This is a genomic window from Geodermatophilus obscurus (assembly GCF_900115395.1).
GTDB lineage: Bacteria > Actinomycetota > Actinomycetes > Mycobacteriales > Geodermatophilaceae > Geodermatophilus > Geodermatophilus obscurus_B.
Genome location: NZ_FOWE01000003.1, coordinates 88,697 through 108,888, shown reverse-complemented (window position 1 = coordinate 108,888; position 20,192 = coordinate 88,697). Strand labels below are relative to the sequence as shown.

20 protein-coding genes are annotated in these 20,192 nt (G+C 75.8%); 10 read left to right on the top strand and 10 right to left on the bottom strand.

The annotated features are described in order from the left end of the window. Window positions 1-55: 55 nt before the first annotated feature. Entirely contained in the window at window positions 56-1,654 is a 1,599-nt protein-coding gene (locus tag BM165_RS06585; RefSeq protein WP_075012753.1) for a 4-coumarate--CoA ligase family protein, read from the top strand. Between the two features lie 509 nt (window positions 1,655-2,163). Here the strand turns inward: BM165_RS06585 and BM165_RS06580 are convergent. Continuing rightward, on the bottom strand, window positions 2,164-2,787 hold the full coding sequence (locus BM165_RS06580; RefSeq protein ID WP_075012752.1) for a hypothetical protein: 624 nt from the start codon (window positions 2,785-2,787) through the stop codon (window positions 2,164-2,166). Window positions 2,788-2,849: 62 nt separating this feature from the next. After that, window positions 2,850-3,836, bottom strand: a complete 987-nt coding sequence (locus BM165_RS06575; protein ID WP_075012751.1) for an AraC family transcriptional regulator — start codon at window positions 3,834-3,836, stop codon at window positions 2,850-2,852. 155 nt (window positions 3,837-3,991) lie between these two features. Here BM165_RS06575 and BM165_RS06570 point away from each other — a divergent pair, with 155 nt between their 5' ends. After that, window positions 3,992-4,696: an NAD(P)-dependent oxidoreductase gene (locus tag BM165_RS06570; protein ID WP_075012750.1), complete on the top strand. Its 705-nt coding sequence runs from the start codon at window positions 3,992-3,994 to the stop codon at window positions 4,694-4,696. A 42-nt stretch (window positions 4,697-4,738) separates the two neighbouring features. Further along, complete coding sequence (locus BM165_RS06565) at window positions 4,739-5,731, top strand: NAD(P)H-quinone oxidoreductase (protein WP_075012749.1); 993 nt, start codon at window positions 4,739-4,741, stop codon at window positions 5,729-5,731. A 9-nt stretch (window positions 5,732-5,740) separates the two neighbouring features. Here BM165_RS06565 and BM165_RS06560 read toward each other — a convergent pair whose 3' ends face one another. After that, on the bottom strand, window positions 5,741-6,970 hold the full coding sequence (locus BM165_RS06560; protein ID WP_075012748.1) for a cysteine desulfurase-like protein: 1,230 nt from the start codon (window positions 6,968-6,970) through the stop codon (window positions 5,741-5,743). 100 nt (window positions 6,971-7,070) lie between these two features. On the opposite strand from BM165_RS06560, the gene BM165_RS06555 reads away from it, so the two are divergent. Further along, complete coding sequence (locus BM165_RS06555) at window positions 7,071-7,619, top strand: bacterial proteasome activator family protein (protein ID WP_075012747.1); 549 nt, start codon at window positions 7,071-7,073, stop codon at window positions 7,617-7,619. Between the two features lie 8 nt (window positions 7,620-7,627). Continuing rightward, window positions 7,628-7,822: a DUF1707 SHOCT-like domain-containing protein gene (locus BM165_RS06550; protein ID WP_075012746.1), complete on the top strand. Its 195-nt coding sequence runs from the start codon at window positions 7,628-7,630 to the stop codon at window positions 7,820-7,822. Here BM165_RS06550 and BM165_RS06545 read toward each other — a convergent pair. The 5 genes from BM165_RS06545 to serS all read right to left on the bottom strand — a co-directional run bounded on the left by BM165_RS06545 (window position 7,791) and on the right by serS (window position 13,725). After that, window positions 7,791-8,726, bottom strand: a complete 936-nt coding sequence (locus BM165_RS06545; protein WP_244274092.1) for a slipin family protein — start codon at window positions 8,724-8,726, stop codon at window positions 7,791-7,793. The genes BM165_RS06550 and BM165_RS06545 overlap by 32 nt on opposite strands. Before the next feature lie 274 nt (window positions 8,727-9,000). Continuing rightward, complete coding sequence (locus BM165_RS06540; RefSeq protein ID WP_083427129.1) at window positions 9,001-10,635, bottom strand: methyl-accepting chemotaxis protein; 1,635 nt, start codon at window positions 10,633-10,635, stop codon at window positions 9,001-9,003. 69 nt (window positions 10,636-10,704) lie between these two features. After that, window positions 10,705-11,508 (bottom strand): HAD hydrolase family protein, encoded by an 804-nt coding sequence (locus tag BM165_RS06535; protein WP_083427128.1) that lies wholly within the window; start codon window positions 11,506-11,508, stop codon window positions 10,705-10,707. Further along, the gene (locus BM165_RS06530; protein WP_083427127.1) at window positions 11,501-12,427 is read right to left on the bottom strand and encodes an HAD family hydrolase; all 927 of its coding nucleotides are present in this window, start codon (window positions 12,425-12,427) and stop codon (window positions 11,501-11,503) included. Before BM165_RS06530 ends, BM165_RS06535 begins: the two co-directional genes overlap by 8 nt. After that, window positions 12,424-13,725 carry a serine--tRNA ligase gene (gene serS / locus BM165_RS06525; protein WP_075012745.1) on the bottom strand — a complete coding sequence of 434 codons (1,302 nt, stop codon included), beginning with the start codon at window positions 13,723-13,725 and terminating at the stop codon, window positions 12,424-12,426. The genes BM165_RS06530 and serS overlap by 4 nt, the downstream gene beginning before the upstream one ends. Before the next feature lie 306 nt (window positions 13,726-14,031). Between serS and BM165_RS06520 the strand changes: the two genes are divergently transcribed. From BM165_RS06520 to BM165_RS06505, 4 genes are all read left to right on the top strand, one after another. Continuing rightward, entirely contained in the window at window positions 14,032-15,465 is a 1,434-nt protein-coding gene (locus BM165_RS06520; RefSeq protein WP_075012744.1) for a GuaB1 family IMP dehydrogenase-related protein, read from the top strand. 7 nt (window positions 15,466-15,472) lie between these two features. Beyond that, entirely contained in the window at window positions 15,473-15,820 is a 348-nt protein-coding gene (locus BM165_RS06515; protein WP_075012743.1) for a metallopeptidase family protein, read from the top strand. A 21-nt stretch (window positions 15,821-15,841) separates the two neighbouring features. Next, window positions 15,842-16,177, top strand: a complete 336-nt coding sequence (locus BM165_RS06510; protein WP_244274091.1) for a GroES family chaperonin — start codon at window positions 15,842-15,844, stop codon at window positions 16,175-16,177. 124 nt (window positions 16,178-16,301) lie between these two features. Then, the gene (locus BM165_RS06505; RefSeq protein ID WP_075012742.1) at window positions 16,302-16,481 is read left to right on the top strand and encodes a hypothetical protein; all 180 of its coding nucleotides are present in this window, start codon (window positions 16,302-16,304) and stop codon (window positions 16,479-16,481) included. A gap of 15 nt (window positions 16,482-16,496) precedes the next feature. Here BM165_RS06505 and BM165_RS06500 read toward each other — a convergent pair whose 3' ends face one another. Beyond that, window positions 16,497-16,958: a MarR family winged helix-turn-helix transcriptional regulator gene (locus BM165_RS06500; RefSeq protein ID WP_075012741.1), complete on the bottom strand. Its 462-nt coding sequence runs from the start codon at window positions 16,956-16,958 to the stop codon at window positions 16,497-16,499. A gap of 84 nt (window positions 16,959-17,042) precedes the next feature. Between BM165_RS06500 and BM165_RS06495 the strand changes: the two genes are divergently transcribed. Further along, the gene (locus BM165_RS06495; protein ID WP_075012740.1) at window positions 17,043-19,154 is read left to right on the top strand and encodes an MMPL family transporter; all 2,112 of its coding nucleotides are present in this window, start codon (window positions 17,043-17,045) and stop codon (window positions 19,152-19,154) included. Between the two features lie 87 nt (window positions 19,155-19,241). On the opposite strand, the gene pheA is transcribed toward BM165_RS06495, so the two are convergent. Then, entirely contained in the window at window positions 19,242-20,177 is a 936-nt protein-coding gene (gene pheA / locus BM165_RS06490; RefSeq protein ID WP_075012739.1) for a prephenate dehydratase, read from the bottom strand. Window positions 20,178-20,192 lie beyond the last annotated feature (15 nt).

Genomic DNA, 20,192 nt, shown 5'->3' with positions numbered 1-20,192 from the left:
CGACACACCCGGGGTGTGAGACTGGCGCCACACCGCACCCCCGAGGAGGAGCACCGTGGCTCTGGCCAGTCGTTACCCCGACGTCGAGATCCCCGACCTGTCGGTACCCGAGTTCGTCCTCGCCGGCGGCGCGTCGCGCCCTGACGCGCCCGCGCTCGTCGACGGCCTCACCGGTGACTCCATCACGCACGGCCAGCTGGCCGGCTACATCGACCGCGTCGCTGCCGCGCTGGCCGCCCGCGGGCTGCGCAAGGGCGACGTCGTCGCGGTCCTGTGCCCCAACACGATGTGGTACCCGGTCGTCTTCCACGGCATCGCCAAGGCCGGCTGCGTGATGAGCCCGATCAACTCGCTCTACACCGCCCACGAGGTGGCCTTCCAGCTCAAGGACTCCGGCGCCAAGGTGCTCGTCACCGTCTCGCCCTTCCTCGACCGGGCGCTGGAGGCCGTCGAGCAGTCGCCGGTCGACGAGGTCATCGTCATGGACGGCGCCGAGGGCCACGCCTCGCTGCTCGACCTCATCACCAGCGACGCGCCCTCGGTGCAGGTCGACATCGACCCGGCGAACGACCTGGTCACGCTGCCCTACTCCAGCGGCACCACCGGCCTGCCCAAGGGTGTCATGCTCACCCACCGCAACCTGGTGGCCAACGTCGCCCAGTGCCGCCCGCTGATCCAGCTGGGCGAGGACGAGCGGATCATCGCCGTCCTGCCGTTCTTCCACATCTACGGCCTGACCGTGCTGATGAACCAGGGGCTGGCCTGGGGCGGCGCCGTCGTGACGCTGCCGCGCTTCGACCTCGAGCAGTTCCTGCGCACCATCCAGGACCAGAAGATCACCCGCGCCTTCGTCGCCCCGCCGATCCTGCTGGCGATGGCCAAGCACCCGATGGTCGACCAGTTCGACCTGTCCTCGCTGACCTCGATCCTCTCGGGCGCGGCACCGCTCGACGAGGCGCTGGCGCAGGCGGCGGAGGCGCGGCTGCGCAAGGGCGCCGACACCGGCGTCACGGTGGGTCAGGGCTACGGGATGACCGAGCTGTCGCCGGTCTCGCACACCACCCCCGACCGCGGCGGCGAGCCCGCGGGCTTCACCGGCGAGATCCCCAAGGGCTCGGTCGGCCTGGCCATCCCCAACACCGAGTGCCGGCTGATCGACCCCGCCACCGGCGAGGACGCCGCCCCCGGCGAGCGCGGGGAGCTGTGGGTGCGCGGCCCGCAGGTCATGAAGGGCTACCTCAACAACCCGACGGCGACCGCCGAGACCCTCGACGACGAGGGCTGGCTGCACACCGGCGACGTCGCGGTCGTCGACGAGAACGGCATCTACACCGTCGTCGACCGGGTCAAGGAGCTGATCAAGTACAAGGGCTACCAGGTGGCCCCGGCCGAGCTCGAGGCCGTGCTGGTCGGCAACCCGTCGATCGCCGACGCCGCCGTCATCGGCGTCAAGGACGAGGAGAGCGGCGAGGAGCTGCCCAAGGCGTTCGTGGTGAAGGCGCCCGGCGCGGAGATCACCGAGGACGAGGTCATGGAGTTCGTGTCCTCGCGGGTGGCGCCGCACAAGAAGGTCCGCTCGGTGGAGTTCATCGACCAGGTGCCCAAGTCCGCGGCCGGCAAGATCCTGCGGAAGGACCTCAAGGCCCGCGCCTGACGGAGGACCCCGCTGCCCCCGTCAGCGCGGCCGTTCCCGTCCGGCACCGGAGGCGCCGACCGCACCCGCGGTCGGCGCCTCTCGTCGTCCGGGCCAGCCTGTCGCCCGACTGGACGAGGTCGCGCAGCAGCTCGGTGAGGTGGCCGGCCCCGCGCTGGCCGGCATCGGGTTGGCGCTCGTCGGTGCCACCGGGTCGCTGTGGGCGCCGCTGCGGTCCTCGTCGCGGCCGCGGCAGCACCGTGCCCGCGGGCGCCGTCGTCCTGGTGGACCTTGGCCGCGGCCGGCCGTGATCCGCAGGAGCACCGCGACCCCGCGCTTCGACCCCGACCGCTCCGGCGAACCGGAGCACCTCGCGTTCTCCGGCGGCTGCCCGGACTGCACCGGCTGCCCGGCGCCACACGCCGCACGGGGCGACCATCCGCGGCTTCCGCACCCTGCCGGTGAGCCCCCGGCCGTGAGGCGAGCCGACCGGCTGCCGACGGCGGACGGGCGGGTGCCGGTCGCTCAGCTCACCCGGCGCAGCCGAGGACGGCGGCGCGCGCCGCTGCGTGGCGGCGCGCGCCCAGCCGCAGCGCCAGCCGCTCGCTCCGGGACGCTGTCGCCAGCACCGCCGTGCGCTCGGCGGGGTGGCAGGCGTCGAGCAGCCACGGCAGGGCGAACAGGGCGTGGCCGGCGGTGCGCCGTGGAGCCGGGGACAGCGGGCCGGCGGCCAGCCGGGCCTCGACCAGGTCGGCGAGGTCGGCCAGCACCGGCGCGAGGACCGGCGCGCCGGCGCTGACCTCGCGGGCGAACAGCGCCAGGCCACGCTCGGCCAGCGCGAGGGCGGTGTCGAGGGCGGCGTCGAGGGCGGTGTCCCCGCCGGCGCGCCCCGCCCCCGCGTGCCCGCGGACCTCGGCGAGCACGCCCGCGGTCCAGCGGACCAGGGAGCGCTGCCGGACCGCGCAGCAGGGGTCGTCGAGGGCGATGCCGGTCAGGGCGTCGGCGGCCAGCCGGGTGCCCGAGCGCAGCGCCCGGGCGGCCAGGGCCGGGTCGGTCAGCGCGCGCACCGCGCGCCGGGGCCGCCGGGGCGGGAGCGCGTCGTGGTCCGGGGTGCGCGGCGCCGGCACGCGGACGGGGGACGTCGTCGTCGTCATGCCGGGGACGGTGCCGCCGCGCTCCTGCGGACCGCTTGTGAGCAGCTTGGGCGCCGGTGCCCTCAGCGGCCCGACCGCGGTCGCGCCGCCGCACCGGCCGCGGTCGGCGGGACGCCGACGATGCGCTTGTACGCCCGCGAGAACGCAGCCTCCGACTCGTACCCCAGCCGCCCGGCGAGCTCGCCCACCCGCGCGCCCCGACCGAGGGCGACCGTGGCCAGGTGCATGCGCCAGCGGGCGAGGTGGTGCATGACCGGCTCCCCGGCCAGCTCGGTGAAGCGGGCGGCGAACGACGAGCGGGACATCCGGGCCTCCCTCGCCAGCCGGGTCAGCGTCCAGGCCGCCCCCGGCTCCCGGTGCAGCAGCGCCACCGCCTGCCCGACCTGCGGGTCCCGCAGCGCCCGCAGCCAGCCCGGGCCGGTGGCCGCGGTGTCCAGCCACGTCCGCACGGCCTGCAGGACGACGACGTCGGCGAGCCGGGTGATGACGGCCTCGGCGCCCGGGCGGTCCTCCGCGGCCTCGTCGGCAATGACGCGCAGCAGCAGCGGCAGCCACCCCGTGCGGGCGGCGTCGCGCCCGTCGACGACGAGGACCGGGGGCAGCAGGTCGAGCAGGTGGGCCGCACCGGGCCGGGCCGGCTCGACCACCCCGCACACCATCTGCGCCCGGGGTCCGCCGCCGTCGAGCCGCAGGACGGAGTAGTGCTCGCCGAGCTGCCGCTGGGGCAGCAGGTCGGCCCGGCCGGCGACCTCCGCCTCCGGCGTGCTGCGCAGCAGGTGCCCCCGGCCGTGCGGCACGAGGGCCAGGTCGCCCGTCCCCAGCACCCGCTGGTCGCCGTCGACCTCGAGCACGACGCTGCCCCGGGTGACGACGTGGAAGGCCATGCACCCCGGGAAGGCGGGCATCTCCACGCCCCAGGGCGCGGTCGCCTCGGCCCGGCAGTAGAAGGTGCCGTGGATGCGGAGGTCGGCGAGCAGGTCGCCCACCGGGTCGACCGGCGTCCACGGGCGCGCCGTGTCCCCGTCGCCGGGGTCCGCTCCGCTGCTCACGGCACCACCCTGCTGCCCTGCCCCACCGGGCGTCCAGGGCTCCCGGACGAACGGGCACGGACGCCGGACGTGCGGTCATGGGCCGGGGCCCCGCGGTCGGCCAGCCTCGACGGCGACCGGCCACGACGGCCGGCGGGACCGGGAGGAGCAGGGACGTGCGCGTACTGGTGGTGGGGGCGACGGGTGGATCGGGACGGGCGGCGGTCGAGGCGCTGACCGCGGGAGGACACGAGGCGACCGCGTTCGCGCGGCGGGCGGGTGCGGCGTACGCGGGGCGGGCCGGCGTCCGGGCGGTGGACGGCGACGCGACGGTGCCCGGGGACGTCGGCCGCGCCGTCGGGGGGCAGGACGCCGTGGTGGTGACCCTCGGCATCAGCGAGCACCCGCTGCGCGTGCGGCTGCGTGGCAGCCGCGGCACGCCGCTGGACGTCCGGTCGCGCGGCACGGCCGCGGTGGTCGCGGCCATGCGCGAGCACGGGGTCCGGCGGCTGGTCGTGCAGTCGTCCTACGGCGTCGGCGAGACGCGGGACCGGCTCCCGCTGTCGGCCCGGCTGGTGTTCGCGCTGCTGCTGCGCCCGCAGATCGCCGACCACGAGCGGCAGGAGCGGCTCGTCCGCGACAGCGGCCTGGAGTGGACGATCGTCCAGCCGGTGTACCTCACCGACGGCGACGAGCCGGCCGCCACGTCGACGTCGGGGGACGCCGCGGGCATGCACGTCTCCCGGCGGGCGGTCGGCGGGGTGCTCGCCGGCCTCGTCGCCGGGGACGCGGGGGACCGCTGCCTGACGGTGTCGGGTGCGCCTGTCCCGGCGGCACCGGCCGCGGGCGCAGCTCCGGCGGAGGCGGGGCGGGCCTCCTGACCTCGGGCCGTGCGTGCGGGGCGGGCCCCCTAGCCTCGGCCCATGCGTGCGGTGACGGCCAGCGGCCCCGGCGGACCCGAGGTGCTCGGCTGGGGTGAGGTCCCCGACCCGGTGGCCGGGCCCGGCGAGGTCGTGGTCGACGTCGCCGCCACCGCCGTCAACCGGGCCGACCTGCTGCAGCGCGCCGGCCACTACCCGCCGCCGCGCGGCGCCAGCGAGGTCCTCGGCCTGGAGTGCAGCGGGATCGTGAGCGAGGTCGGCGAGGGCGTCACCGGCTGGTCGGTGGGTGACGAGGTGTGCGCGCTGCTCGCCGGCGGCGGCTACGCCCAGCGGGTCGCCGTGCCCGCCGTCCAGCTCCTCCCCCGCCCCGCCGGCGTCGAGCTGGCCACGGCCGCGGCGCTGCCGGAGGTCACCTGCACCGTGTGGTCCAACGTGTTCCAGCTGGCGGGCCTGCGGCGCGGCGAGTCCTTCCTCGTGCACGGCGGGTCCAGCGGCATCGGCACGATGGCGATCCAGCTCGCCGCCCGGGCCGGTGCGCGGGTGTTCGCCACCGCCGGCAGCGCGGCCAAGCGGGCCGCCTGCCGCGAGCTCGGCGCCGACGTCGCGATCGACTACAGGACCGAGGACTTCGTCGAGCGGGTGCGCGAGGAGACCGGCGGCGCCGGGGTCGACGTCGTCCTGGACAACATGGGCGCGAAGTACCTGGCCCGCAACGTCGACGTGCTCGCCGTCGGCGGGCGCCTGGTGGTCATCGGCATGCAGGGCGGCTCGAGGGCCGAGCTCGACCTCGGGAAGCTGCTGGCCAAGCGCGCCTCGGTGGCCGCGACGGCGCTGCGGTCGCGGCCGCCGACGGGTCCCGGCGGCAAGGAGGGGATCGTGGCGGCGGTGCGCGCCGAGGTGTGGCCCGACGTCGAGCGGGGCGTGGTGCGGCCGGTGGTCGACCGCCGGTTGCCGATGTCCCGCGCGGCCGAGGCGCACCGCGTCGTCGAGGCCAGCGAGCACGTCGGGAAGGTGCTGCTGCTCCCGGACGCCTGACGCCGACGCCTAGAGCAGCGCCCCCCGCAGGGCGGCGACGGAGTCGATCACGTAGCCGACCTCCTCGGCGGTGTTGTAGTGCGCCAACCCGAGGCGCACCGCCCCGCCGAGTTCGTTGACGCCGAGCGCGTCGAACAGCTCGCGGGCGTAGAAGTCGCCGTCCCAGGCGCAGATCCCGCGGCGCGACAGCTCGGCGGCCACCTGCCGCGGGCGCATGCCGGGGACGGTGAACGACAGCGTCGGGGTGGTGTGCTCCGGGAAGCCGACCACCTGGACGTGCCGCATGGCCCGCAGCGCCTGGTCCAGCCACTCGAACAGGCTGCTCTCGTAGGCCGCGACGGCGGCCATGGCGTCGCGCAGCCGCTCCCGCCGGCTGCCCGCCGACTCCTCGCACAGCCCCGCCAGGTGGTCGACGGCGGCGGTGACGCCGGCGTAGAGCTCGAAGGGCGGCGTCCCGGCCTCGAACCGGTCGGGGACCCGGTCGGGCGCGGGCAGCAGCCGGTCGGGGTCGAGCTCGGCCAGCAGACCCGGGTCGGCCACCAGGGCACCGACGTGCGGCCCGCACCACGTGTAGGCCGACACGACGAGGAAGTCCGCCCCCAGCGCGGCCCGGTCGAGGAAGACGTGCGGGGCGGCCTGGACGGCGTCGACGTAGACCAGCGCCCCGACGGCGTGCGCGCGGGCGGCGATCGCGGCGACGTCGGGACGGGTGCCGATCGCGTTGCTGGCCGCGGTGACCGCCACCAGCCGGGTGCGCGGGGTGATCAGCTCGTCGTACTGCCAGGCGGGCAGCTCGCCGGTCTCGATGTCGACCTCGGCCCAGCGGACGGTGGCGCCCCGTGTGGCGGCCGCCTGCAGCCAAGGCCGGATGTTGGCGTCGTGGTCGAGCCGGCTGACCACGATCTCGTCGCCCAGCCGCCACGTGCGGGCCAGCGCCCGCGCGACGGCGTAGGTCAGCGTGGTCATGTTGGGCCCCAGCACGACGCCGGTGGGGACGCCGCCGACGAGGTCGGCCACGGCGGAGCGCGCCCCGGCCACCAGCGCCTCCGTCCGCGACGACGACGGGAACACCCCACCGCGGTTGGCCACCGGCACCCGCATCGCGGAGGAGACGGCGTGCACGACACTCTCGGGCAGCAGCGTGCCGCCGGGGGCGTCGGTGTGCACGAAGCCGTCGGACAGGCCCGGGAACTGGCCGCGGACGCGCGCGACGTCCAGCCGTGGTTCCCCCGGGTGCATGCGGGCGACCCTAGTTGGCACCCGCGGCCCGCCGCGCCGTGCACCGACCGGCCCTCCGCCCGGCGTTCGGCCCGCGTCCGGGCGGGGCAGGATGGGAGGCATGACGGCACCCGGCACCGGCAGTGAGCGCCCGCAGCAGGTCCTCGTCGTCGGCCCCGACGGACGGCCGGTCGGCGCGATGCCCGTGCCCGCCGGAGGCCCGGCGGACGGCCACGCGGGCCCCGGCACCCCCGGCCTGAGCGAGATGGTCGAGCAGCCGGCCAAGGTGATGCGCATCGGCACGATGATCAAGCAGCTGCTCGAGGAGGTCCGCGCGGCGCCGCTCGACGACGCCAGCCGCGCCCGCCTGCGCGACATCCACGCCTCGTCGATCACCGAGCTGGAGGAGGGCCTCGCGCCCGAGCTCAGCGACGAGCTGCGGCGGATCACCCGCCCGTTCGCCGAGGAGCAGACGCCGTCCGACGCCGAGCTGCGGATCGCCCAGGCGCAGCTGGTCGGCTGGCTCGAGGGGGTGTTCCAGGGCATGCAGACGGCGGTGGTGCTCGAGCAGATGGCCGCCCGCGCGCAGCTGGAGGACATCCGCCGCCGGGCCCTGCCCAGTGGGCCCGGCGCCGCCGAGTCCCGCCCCGGCGGCGGCCAGTACCTCTGACCGGCGCCGTGCGCGACGAGCGGCGGGCGGTCCGGGCGGGCGACGCCGACCGCGAGGAGACGATCCGCCAGCTGCAGCGCGGCCTGTCGCAGGGCCGGCTCGACGTCGCCGAGTTCGACGAGCGGGTGCGGGCCGCCTACGCCGCCCGCACCCTCGGCGAGCTGGCCGACCTCATCGCCGACCTGCCGCGGGACCTGTGGTGATCGGCGCCGGGACGGCGTCGGCCTGACCGCTGGGCGGGGGTGACGACACGGCCCGCGTCGCACCGTTGCCGGCCGGGAGCGCGGGCGGCGCGTCCGCGTCCTCCCCGCCGGTCGCGACCGCGGGTGCGGACGACCGCGTGTCGCGGCTGCCGGCGGCCTGCTCGAAGAAGCGCAGCAGCTCGACGGGGAAGGGCATCACCAGGGTGCTGTTCTTGTCCGAGGCGACGTCGGCGACGGTCTGCAACAGCCTCAGCTGCAGCGCCCCCGGGGTCGCGCTCATCGCGTCCGCGGCCTGCGCCAGCTTCGCCGACGCCTGGAACTCGCCGTCGGCGGAGATGACCCGGGCCCGGCGGTCGCGCTCGGCCTCTGCCTGACGGGACATCGAGCGGCGCATCGACTCCGGCAGTGAGATGTCCTTGACCTCGACCCGGTCGATCCTGATGCCCCACTCCTCGGTCGGGGTGTCGATCACCGCGCGCAGCTCGGCGTTGATCGCCTCCCGGTCCGACAGCAGCGTGTCGAGGTCCGCGCGGCCGATGACCGAGCGCAGCGACGTCTGCGACACCTGTGACACCGCCCCCATGTAGTTCTCCACGTTGATCACCGCGCGCACGGGGTCCACGACCCGGAAGTACACGACCGCGTCGACGCCGATCGTCACGTTGTCGCGGGTGATGGTGCCCTGCGAGGGCACGTCGAGGACCAGCGTCTGCACCGGCACCTTGGTCATCTGGTCGGCGAACGGGACCAGCACCCGCAGTCCGGGCCCCCGCACCTCGGGCAGCAGCCGGCCGAAGCGCAGCACCACGCCGCGCTGGTACTGCTGCACCATCTTCAGGCTCGCGCCGGCGGTCGCGAGGACGACCACCGCCACCACGATCAGCACGATCCACAGCACGTCCACCGTGGCCCACCCCTCACGACCGGTGGCGTCCCGGGACGCTCCCGCGACCCTGCCGGTCCGTCCCCCGCCACTGTCCCACCGGGGACCGCTCGCGCCGGGGTCCCCGCGTGACGATCGGGTGACGATCCGCCCAGGCGTGCTGGTGAGGGGCCGGAACGGACAGCGGCGCCGTCCCCGGTGGGGACGGCGCCGCTGCGGTTGCGCAGCTGGGAGCGGACTGCCTGCAGGGGCCCCGTCGCGAGCCTGCGCGAGATGGGGCAGGCAGGTCCTCCGGCTAGACGGAGAAGCGGCGGACGGCGTCCTGCAGCTCCCCGCTCATGCGGGCCAACTCGGCCGCGGCGCGGCGGGCGTCGCCCACGCGGACGTTGGTCTGCTCGGTGCCGTCGGCCAGGCCGGTGATCGCCGCGGCGATCTGCCGGGTGCCGCCGGCGGCCTCGGCCACGTTGCGGTTCATCTCGTTGGTGGTCGCCGTCTGCTCCTCGACGGCGGCCGCGATGGTCGCCTGGAAGTCGTTGATCTCGCCGATGACCGAGCTGATCCGGCTGATCGCGTCGACGGCCCCCGCGGTGTCGGCCTGGATGGCCTCGACCCGGCGGGAGATGTCCTCGGTGGCCCGCGCCGTCTCCTGCGCGAGCTCCTTGACCTCGCTGGCCACGACGGCGAAGCCCTTGCCGGCCTCCCCCGCCCGCGCCGCCTCGATCGTGGCGTTGAGGGCCAGCAGGTTGGTCTGCTCGGCGATGCCGTTGATGAGCTTGACGACGGTGGCGATCTCCTGCGACGAGTCCCCGAGCTTGCCCACGGTGCGGGTGGTGGTCTCGGCGACGCCGACGGCCTGACCGGCGACGCGGGCGGCCTCGGTGGCGTTGTGCGCGATCTCCCGGATCGCCGACTCCATCTGCGAGGAGCCGGTGGCCACGGTGTCGACGCTGGCGGCGACCTCGCCGGCGGACGCGACGACGAGACCGGTCTGGTCGGACGCGGCGCGGGAGAACTCGGCGATGCTGCCCGCCGCGGTGTCGAGCTGGGTGGAGGCGCCCTGCAGCCGGTCGGCGGAGTCGCGGACCAGGGTCAGCACGCCACCCAGGGAGTCGAGGGTGCCGTCGAGCGAGCGGGCGACCTCGGCCAGCTCGCCGCCACCGGTGGCGCCGGCGCGCACCCGGAGGTCACCGGCGGCGACCTGCACCAGGACCTCGCGGATCCGCTGCACCGGGCGCATCACGCTGCGCGCCACCAGGAGGGCCAGCACGACCGACGCCACCAGGCCGAGCACCACGACGACGAGGGTGAGGGTGCGGGCCGTGCCGTAGGCGTCGCGCGCCTCGGCGACGGTCTGCTCGGCGGTCGCGGCGGCCGCCGTCGTGGCCGCGGCCAGCGACTCCTCGATGACGTCCTCGTTCTGCTGCAGGGTCTGCAGCAGCGGCAGCGCCTCGGGTGAGGTCGGCGGCAGGGCCTGCAGCCGCGCGAGGGCGGTCAGGTAGGTCTCCGACGCGGCGCTAAAGGCCTCGAAGCCGGCGCGGGCGTCGTCGTCCAGGGGCATCCCCGCCACGGCCTCGGCGTGGGCGGACATGCGCTCGGCGGCCTCCCCGGCCTCCTGGCGGGCCGCCTGGATGTTGGCCGGCGGCAGCGTGGGGATCGCGGCGCGCGCGGTCTGGGCGGACAGCTCCCACCAGTCCACCTGCAGGGTCCGCAGGCCGTCGAGGGGCTCGGCGCCGGCGCTGTGGACCTCGTCGGCCTTGTCCGCCAGGACCGACATCCGCTGGATGCCGAACAGCCCGACGGCCAGCGCGATGGCGGCGACGACGAGGATCGCGCCCAGCAGGCGGGTGCGCAGGCTCCAGCCCGGGGCGGCGGTCGCGGCGGGGGTGGTCGCGGTGGGGGTGGACGTGGGACGGGGAGGGTTCTGGCTCATCGGTCGCCTTCCGTGGCGTGCTGCCGGTCGCACGACACATCGGCAGGCGGCGGCCGTCCTTGAGCCGGGCTACAGCGAGGCGAGGAAGGCCGCGACGCCGTCGTCGTCGTTGGTGCCGGTGACGTCGGTGGCGGCGGCGAGCAGGTCCGGGTGGGCGTGCGCCATCGCCACGGCCCGGCCGCCGCCCTCGCGCACCCAGTCGAAGGCCGCGATGTCGTTGGGCATGTCACCGAACACGACGACGTCGCCGGGGCCCAGCCCGTGCCGGGTGGCGATCCGCTCGATGCCGGTGGCCTTGGTGACGCCGCGTGCGGAGATCTCGGCGAGCGCGTCCGAGGAGGAGTTGGTGACCGTCGCCCGGTCCCCCACCACCCGCTCGACGAGGGCGAGGAAGGCGTCGCGGCCGAGGTCCTCGTGGCGGGCCAGCAGCTTGGCCGCGGGCACCGAGACGATCTCCTCCAGCGGGGCCTCCGCGACGCCGGGCGCGTCGACGTCCCACCGCGGCCGGTAGACCGGCTCGTGCCGGAACTCCAGGCCGTACTCGACGGCGAACCACGTGCCGGGCTGCTCGGCGCGCAGGCCTGAGGTGATCTCCGCGAGCAGCGCCGGGGGCAGCGCGTCCTCCTCGAGGATCTCGAAGCGCCCGAGGTCGAGCAGCACCGCGCCGTTGCAGCAGACGGCGGTGCCGGTGGGCAGCACCTGCCGGATCCGGTGCATCCAGCGCGGCGGGCGGCCGGTGGCCAGAACGACGGGGACGCCGTCGTCCTGCCAGCGGCGCAGCTCGGCGACCGTGGCCTCGCCGACCGTGTCGTCGGACCGCAGCAGCGTGCCGTCCATGTCGCTGGCGATCAGCCGGGGGCGCCAGTCAGACACCGGCGAGCACCGCCTCGAGGTAGTGGGCCACGCCGTCGGCGTCGTGGCCTCCGGTGAGCCGCCCGGCCGCGGCCCGGACGGCGGGGTGGGCGTTGGCGACGGCGACCGCGCGCCCGCCGGCCCCGGCCACCGCGGTGATCATGGGCAGGTCGTTGGGCATGTCGCCGAACACCAGGACGTCGCCGAGGCCGACGTCGTAGCGGGCGAGCGCGACGGCCAGGCCGGTGGCCTTGGTGACCCCGGGCGGCAGCACCTCGATGAAGCCCAGGCCCGCGTGCGTCACCTCGGCCTCGACCGGGGCGACGACCCGCCGGGCGCGCGCCAGCAGCTCGTCCTGGCCGAGCGTGGACGAGCGCAGGAAGACCTTGAGCACCGCGCCGGTGGGCAGCACCTGGTGGCGCGGCAGCAGGTGCGCCGGCTCGGGGTAGGGCCAGTCGAAGCCGTGCTGCACGCGCAGCGCGGAGTGCACCTCGCCCTGCTCGGCGGCGTCCTCGACGGCGACGATCAGGTCACCGGCGACCGACTCGATGCGCTCGATGACCGCCGTCGCCTGCTCGCGCGGCAGGCCGACCGTGCGCAGCACCTCGTCGCGCTCCAGGTCGACGACGAAGCCGCCCTGCGCGAGGACGGCGATGCCGCGCCCGGCCAGCGCCGCGTGCACGCTGTCGAGCAGCCGCGGTCCGCGGCCGGTGACGCCGACGACCGGGATGCCGGCGTCCCAGCAGGCGTCCAGCGCCGCCCGCGTGCGGGGGCTGACCACACCGCCGGAGGTCAGCAGGGTGCCGTCGAGGTCGGTGGCCACCAGCCGCGGGCGCCAGCCGTCCAGGTCGGCGGCGAGGTCCCCCGGCTCGACCACCCGGTCGGCCTCCGGGGAGGGGACGTGCCCGGAGATGACGGCCGGGCGCGCGCTCTCGGTCACGCGGCCGCCGGGGGCACCGGCGCGGCGAGCGTCATGCCGGGCGTGAGCACCTCGTGCCCGCCGAGCCACGGGCGCAGTGCCACGGGGACGTGCACCGAGCCGTCGGCCCGCTGGTGCACCTCGAGCAGGCAGGCGATCGTGCGGGCGATGGCGCACAGCGTGCCGTTGAGCGTGGCCGCCGTCTGCGGTCTGCCGTCCTCGTCGCGGTACCGGACCGCCAGCCGGCGGGCCTGGAAGGTGGTGCAGTCCGACGTCGACGTCAGCTCGCGGTAGGTGCCCTGCGACGGGAACCAGGCCTCGATGTCGTACTTGCGGGCGGCGCTGGTGCCGAGGTCGCCGGCGGCGATGTCGACCACCCGGTAGGGCAGCTCGAGGGCCTGGAGGAACTCCTCCTCCCAGGCCAGCAGCCGCAGGTGCTCGGCGGCGGCCTCCCCGGGCCGGCAGAAGCTGAACATCTCGACCTTGTCGAACCAGTGCACGCGGATGATGCCGCGGGTGTCCTTGCCGTAGGAGCCGGCCTCGCGGCGGAAGCAGGACGACCAGCCGGCGTAGCGGCGCGGCCCGGCGGAGAGGTCGAGCACCTCGTCGGCGTGCATGCCGGCCAGCGCCACCTCCGAGGTGCCCACGAGGTAGAGGTCGTCGCGCTCGACGCGGTAGACCTCCTCGTCGTGCTCGCCGAGGAAGCCGGTGCCCTCCATGGCCTCCGGCTTGACCAGCGCCGGGGCGACGACGGGGGTGAACCCGGCCGCGACCGCCCGGCTGATCGCCAGCTGCGCCAGCGCGAACTCCAGCAGCGCGCCGGGACCGGTGAGGAAGTAGAACCGGGCGCCGGAGACCTTGGCGCCGCGCTCCATGTCGATGGCGCCGAGGGCCTCGCCGATCTGCAGGTGGTCGCGGACCTCGAAGTCGTAGGAGGGGACCTCGCCGACGGTGCGCAGGGCGACCGCGTCGTCCTCGCCGCCGGGCGGGACGTCGTCGTGCACGACGTTCGGGATCGCCAGGTGCGCCTCGCGCAGCGCGGCGTCGGCGGCGCGCTGGGCCTCCTCGGCCTCCTTGACCTGCGCGGCCAGCGCCCTGGCCCGCTCCAGGACGGCGGGGCGCTCCTCCGTCGAGGCGCCGCGCACCGCCTGGGAGGCGGCCTTCTGCTCGGCCCGCAGGTCGTCGGCCCGCTTGACCGCCTCGCGGCGGGCGGCGTCGGCGGCCAGCAGCGCGTCGACCCGGGACTCGTCGGCACCGCGGGCACGCTGGCTGGCACGGACGACGTCGGGGTGCTCACGCACCAGGCGCAGGTCGATCACCCCCCGATCGTAGGTGGGGTCCGTCCGCCGTCCCCGGACCCGCGGGCGGGCTGCCCCCGTCCGGGTGGCCCGGGCCGGTGGGGACCGGGCGCGTGGGCGACGGTCACCCGGCCGTCACCGCCGGACCGGGGCGGCCTCCCGCCGGGAGCCGGCCGACGCGAGCACCGCGTCGACCAGCGCTGCCCGCCAGGTGAGCACCAGCGCCAGGCCGGCTCGCGCTCCTGGACCGCCTGGAGGAGGCCGTCCCGGACCGGTGACGGGACGGCGGTGCACGCCCGGACCCGTTCCGGCTGGGACACTCGGGGCATGCGCTTCCTCGGCGGCAACCGCCCGGCCACCGACCTCACCTACGCCGACGTCTTCATGGTGCCGGGGCACAGCACCGTGGGCTCGCGGCTGGAGGTCGACCTGACCACGCCGGACCGGGTGGGCACGACGATCCCGGTCGTCGTCGCCAACATGACCGCGATCAGCGGCCGGCGGATGGCCGAGACCATGGCGCGCCGCGGGGGCCTGGCGGTGCTGCCGCAGGACATCCCCGTCGACGTCGTGGCCGAGGTCGTCTCGTGGGTGCACGCCCGCCACCCGGTCTACGACACCGCGATCACCCTCGGGCCGACGTCGACCGTCGGTGAGGCGCTGTCGCTGATGGCCAAGCGCGCGCACGGCATCGTCGTCGTGGTCGAGGACGGCGCGGTGGTCGGCGTGGTCACCGACGGCGCGTGCCGCGGCGTGGACCGCTTCAGCCAGCTGTCGCAGGTCATGGCCGAGCACCCGCTGACGATCCCGGCGGGCACCGACCTGCCGAAGGTGTTCGACGTGCTGTCCGGCGAGCGGGTCAGCGCCGCGCCGGTGGTCGAGGGCGAGCGGCTGGTCGGCGTCGTCACCCGCAAGGGCGCGCTGCGCTCCACGCTCTACACCCCCGCGGTCAACGCGACCGGACAGCTGCTCACCTCGGCCGCGGTCGGCATCAACGGCGACGTCGCGGGCAAGGCGACGGCGCTGCTGGCCGCCGGGGTGGACGTGCTCGTCGTCGACACCGCCCACGGCCACCAGGAGAAGGCGGTCGAGGCGGTCCGGGCCGTTCGGGCGGTGGCCGGGTCGACGCCCGTGGTGGCGGGCAACGTGGTCACCGCCGAGGGCACCCGCGACCTGGTCGAGGCCGGCGCCGACGTCGTCAAGGTCGGCGTCGGACCCGGCGCGATGTGCACCACCCGGATGATGACCGGCGTCGGCCGGCCGCAGTTCTCCGCCGTCGAGGAGTGCGCGGCCGAGGCCCGCCGGCTCGGCAGGCACGTCTGGGCCGACGGCGGGGTGCGCCACCCGCGCGACGTGGCGCTGGCCCTCGCCGCGGGCGCGGCCAACGTGATGGTCGGCTCCTGGTTCGCCGGCACCTACGAGAGCGCCGGCGACATCCACGACGACGGCAACGGCCGGCTGTACAAGGAGTCCTTCGGCATGGCGTCGGCGCGCGCGGTCAAGGCGCGGACGGCGGCCCAGAGCGGCTTCGAGCGCGCCCGCGCCGGGCTGTTCGAGGAGGGCATCTCCTCCTCGCGGATGTACCTCGACCCCGACCGCCCCGGCGTGGAGGACCTGCTGGACGGCATCGTCGCCGGGGTGCGCTCGTCGTGCACCTACGCCGGTGCCCGGACCATCGACGAGCTGCACGAGCGGGCCGTGGTGGGGGTGCAGAGCGCGGCCGGGTACGAGGAGGGCCGCCCGCTGCCGACCAGCTGGTGACGGCGCGGTGAAGCCGCTGCCCCGGGCGGTCTTCGAGGCCCTGGTCGCCGACGCCCTCGACGCCGTCCCCGCCGACCTCATGGCGCTGCTGGACAACGTCGTCGTGCTCGTCGAGGACCGCAACGAGGACGAACCCGAGCTGCTGGGCCTCTACGAGGGGCACGCGCTGACCGAGCGCGGGTGGCAGTACGGCGGGGACCTGCCCGACCGGATCATGATCTACCGCGAGGCCATCTGCGAGATCTGCTCGACCGCCGAGGAGGTGGTCGAGGAGGTGACGGTGACCGTCGTGCACGAGATCGCCCACCACTTCGGCATCAGCGAGGAGCGCCTGCACCAGCTCGGCTGGGGATAGCCGCCCGCGTACCGTGACCGCGTGCCTTCCGACGTCGCGAGGGGCAGCGGGCTGCCGATCAAGATGCTGCACGACCGGGTCCTGGTGGCCCTGCGCAGGGAGGACGGTGAGCGCCGCTCGACCGGCGGCATCCTCATCCCGGCCACCGCGCAGGTGGCCAAGCGGCTGGTGTGGGGCGAGGCGCGCGGGGTCGGCGCGAGCGTGCGCCAGGTGAAGGTCGGCGACCAGGTGCTGTTCTCCCCCGAGGACCAGCACGAGGTCGAGGTGCACGGCGAGGAGCTGGTCATCCTGCGCGAGCGCGACGTGCACGCCGTCGCCGCGGAGCGGATCGAGGAGTCCACCGGCCTGTACCTGTAGCGCCGTGGGCACGCGGCGCGGTCCGCGGGCAGGCTGTCGCGCGGGACGTGCACACCTCGAGGGGGCCCACCGGTGGACGACGCGGCGCTGCGGGCGGAACTCGAGGCGATGGCAGCACCCGGCGATGCCGGAGGACCGGGTCGCCGTCACCGAGCGACGGCACCAGAGGTACGGCACCCGGGTGGCCGACGTCGTCGACGGCCGGCCGGTGCCGTGGCCGGTGGCCGACCCCGAGCGGCTGGACGAGCGGCGCGCGACCGTGGGGCTCGAGCCCCTGGCCGTGCACCTCGCCCGGTGGTCCTGAGCCCGCAGCCGGCGGTCAGCCGGCCGGCCGCGAGTGCCGGGTGATCACGTCGGTCATCTCGACGAGGAACCGCCGGACGACGGCGAGCTCCTCCTCGGTGTAGCCCTCCATCGCGGCGACGATGTCCTCCTGCAGGGCTCCGAAGAAGCGGCGGCCGGCGGCCATGGCGCTGTCGGACACGGCGACGACGACCCGCCGACGGTCGGTCTCGTCCCGCTCCCGGTGGACGTGCCCCATCCGCTCCAACCGGTCGACCAGCGCGGTCACCGACGCCGAGCTGAGGTCGACGGCCGCGCCCAGCCCGCCGGCGGTCAGCCCGCGGCCGTCCCGGGTGGCGTCCATGAGCGCCGTGAGGGCCCGCACGTCGGTGCGGCCCAGCCCCTCCTGGTCGGCGAACCGCTGGCCGACCGCGTCGAGCTCGACGCTGAGCCGCCGCAGCAGCAGCCCGACGTCGATCCGCGCGTCCCGCTCCGTCACGGCCGTCCTCCCGCTTGCCCCCGCACCGCTGCTCACCTTATCCTCTCGACGATCGAGATTCTAGAACCCCGAGAGGTTAGCGCCATGGCCCGCCGCACCCCCCTCCTGCGCTGGCTGCTGCCGGCCGTGGTCGCCCTCCTCTGGCTCGGCCTCGCCGGCCCGCTCGGCGCCGTCGGCGCCCAGCTCACCGGGATACAGGAGAACGACAACGCGGCCTTCCTGCCCGACAGCGCGGAGTCCACCCGCGTCACCGAGCTGCAGGAGCGCTTCCGCACGGAGGACGCGCTGCCCGTGGTCCTCGTCTGGGAGGGCGACGGCCCGCTCGACGCGGCCACCCAGGCGCGGATCGGCGAGGCGCTGGCCGAGGTCACCGCCGTCGCCGAGGAGGCCGACGCGCTGGCCGGCGAGGCGTCCCCGCCGATCCCCAGCGAGGACGGCCAGGCGGTGCAGGCCGTGGTGCCGCTGCGCACCGACCTCGGGGACGCGCTGCCGGAGGTGGTGGGAGAGATGCGCGCCGCCGACGACGTCGAGGGCACCACCGCGTACGTCACCGGTCCCGGCGGCGTGTTCGCCGACTTCGCGGACGGCTTCGCCGGCATCGACGGGCTGCTGCTGCTGGCCGCGTTCGGCGTCGTCCTGCTCATCCTGCTGGTGGTCTACCGCAGCCCGCTGCTGCCCTTCCTGGTCATCGGGACGGCGGGCCTGGCCCTCACCGCCGGGCAGGCGGTCTCCTACGTGCTGGCCCGCGAGGGGATCATCACGGTCAACGGTCAGAGCCAGGGCATCGCGTCGATCCTCGTGGTCGGCGCGGCCACCGACTACGGCCTGCTGCTGGTGGCCCGCTACCGCGAGGAGTTGCGGACCGAGCAGTCGCCGCTGGCCGCCATGCGCACCGCCCTGCGCCGCTCGGTCGAGCCGATCCTCGCCTCCGGCGCCACCGTCGTCCTGGGCGTGCTGTGCCTGCTCTTCTCCGACCTCGCCTCCAACCGCGGCCTCGGCCCCATCTCCGCGGTCAACGTCGTGCTCGCGATGATCGCCTCGCTGACCTTCCTCCCCGCCGTCCTGCTGCTGCTCGGCCGTGCCGCCTTCTGGCCCTTCCGCCCGCGCTACGGCAGCGAGGCGAAGCAGGCCGGCGGGTGGCAGCGCACCGCCGACGTCGTCGGCCGCCGGCCCGGCCGGGTGCTCGCGCTCAGCGTCGCCGGCCTGCTCGCCGCAGCGGTGTTCGCCCCGACGTTCCAGGCCGACGGGCTGCCGCTGTCCGAGGCGGTGCGGGGCAACCCCGAGGGCGCCCGCGGCCAGGAGGCGCTGGCCCGCCACTTCGAGGCCGGCAGCGGCAGCCCCGCGGTGCTCGTCACGCCGGCCGACACCTGGCCCGACGTCGCCGCCGCGGCGGCCGAGGTGCCCGGTGTCGCCGCGGTGGCGCCGGTGACCGACGGCCCGCCGACGCCGGACGCGCCGCCCCTGGAGGTCAACGGGCTGGTGCAGCTGCAGGCCACCCTCTCCGACGCCGCGGACAGCATCGCCGCCGAGCGCACCGTGGCCGACCTGCGCGAGGCGGTGCGTGACGTCGAACCCGACACCCTCGTGGGCGGGACGACGGCGACCAACCTCGACACCCTCGACACCGCCGCGCGCGACCTGCGGGTCATCGTCCCGCTCGTCCTGCTGGTCATCACGCTCGTACTGGCGCTGCTGCTGCGGGCGATCCTGGCGCCGCTGGTGCTGCTGGCCACCGTGGTGCTGAGCTTCGCGGCGACGATCGGCGTCTCGGCGCTGCTGTTCGAGCCGCTGCTGGGCACCGCGTCCAGCGACCCGACGATCATCCTGATCGGCTTCGTGTTCCTGGTCGCCCTGGGGATCGACTACAACATCTTCCTCATGACCCGCGCCCGGGAGGAGTCGCAGCGACTGGGCACCCGGCCCGGCATCCTGCGCGCCCTCGCCGTCACCGGCGGGGTCATCACCAGCGCCGGCCTGGTGCTGGCGGCGACCTTCGGGGCGCTGGCGGTGCTGCCGCTGCTCATCCTCGTGCAGCTGGCCTTCATCGTCGGCTTCGGCGTCCTGCTCGACACCTTCGTCGTCCGCACGCTGGTCGTGCCGGCCGCGGTGCACCTGCTGGGCGACCGGACGTGGTGGCCCAGCCGGCTCGCCCAGCACCGCGAGCCCGAGCCGGAGCGGGAGCTGGAACCGGCCTGAGGAAGGACCCTCCTGCCCCCCACCGCTCGCACGCTCGCGGCGGGACCCTGCAGGAGGGCCGGTCGGGTCAACCCGGCTGCGCGCCGCTCACACGAGGCCGGCGCGCAGCCGGGCCACCCACTCCCCGGCCTCGGTGAAGGCGGCGTCGACCGACTCGTCGGGCACCGGCCGGTTGGTGCGGCCGTCGGCGCGCGGATAGGACCCGAGGAAGCGCACGTCCTCGCACACCCGGTGCAGCGCCGCCAGCGCCTCGCCCACCCGCGCCTCGGCGACGTGCCCCTCGCAGTCGAGGGAGAAGGAGTAGACCCACAGCCGGTCGCGGGTGGGCCTCGACTCGATGCGCGTCAGGCTGATCCCGCGGACGGCGAACTCGCGCAGCACGTCGAGCAGCGCGCCGGTGCGGTCGGCGACGACGGCGACCAGCGACGTCTTGTCGTTGCCCGTGGGTGCCGGCAGGGCGCCGGGGCGCGAGACGAGCACGAAGCGGGTGACCGCGCCCGGGTGGTCGGCGACGTCCTCGGCCAGCGGCACCAGGCCGTAGCGCTCGGCGGCGATCGGCGCGCAGACGGCGGCGTCGTACCCGCCCTCGGCCACGGCGCGCGCGGCGGCCGCCGTCGAGGAGGCCGGGACGGTGGGGACGCCGGGCAGCAGGCCGGCCACCGTGCGGGCGGTCTGCGCCAGCGCGTGCGGGTGGCTGACCACGCTGCGCACGGCGTCGACGGCGGTGCCCGGGCGGGCGGCGAGGACGAAGGAGACGGTCAGGAACACCTCGCGGGTGACGACCAGCGGCTCGCCGTCGGTGAGGCCGTCCATGGTGGCCGGGACCGAGCCCTCGACGGAGTTCTCCAGCGGCACGAGGGCGGCGTCGGCCTCGCCCGCGCGCACCGCCGCGAGGGCCGCCGCGACGCTGGCCGCCGGCTGCCGCACCCCCTCGCCGGGTGCCACGGCGGTGCTCAGCGCCGCCTCGGCGAAGGTACCCTCGGGCCCGAGATAGGCGAACCGCGTCGGAGGCGTCTGGAGCACCCGACGAGGGTAGAG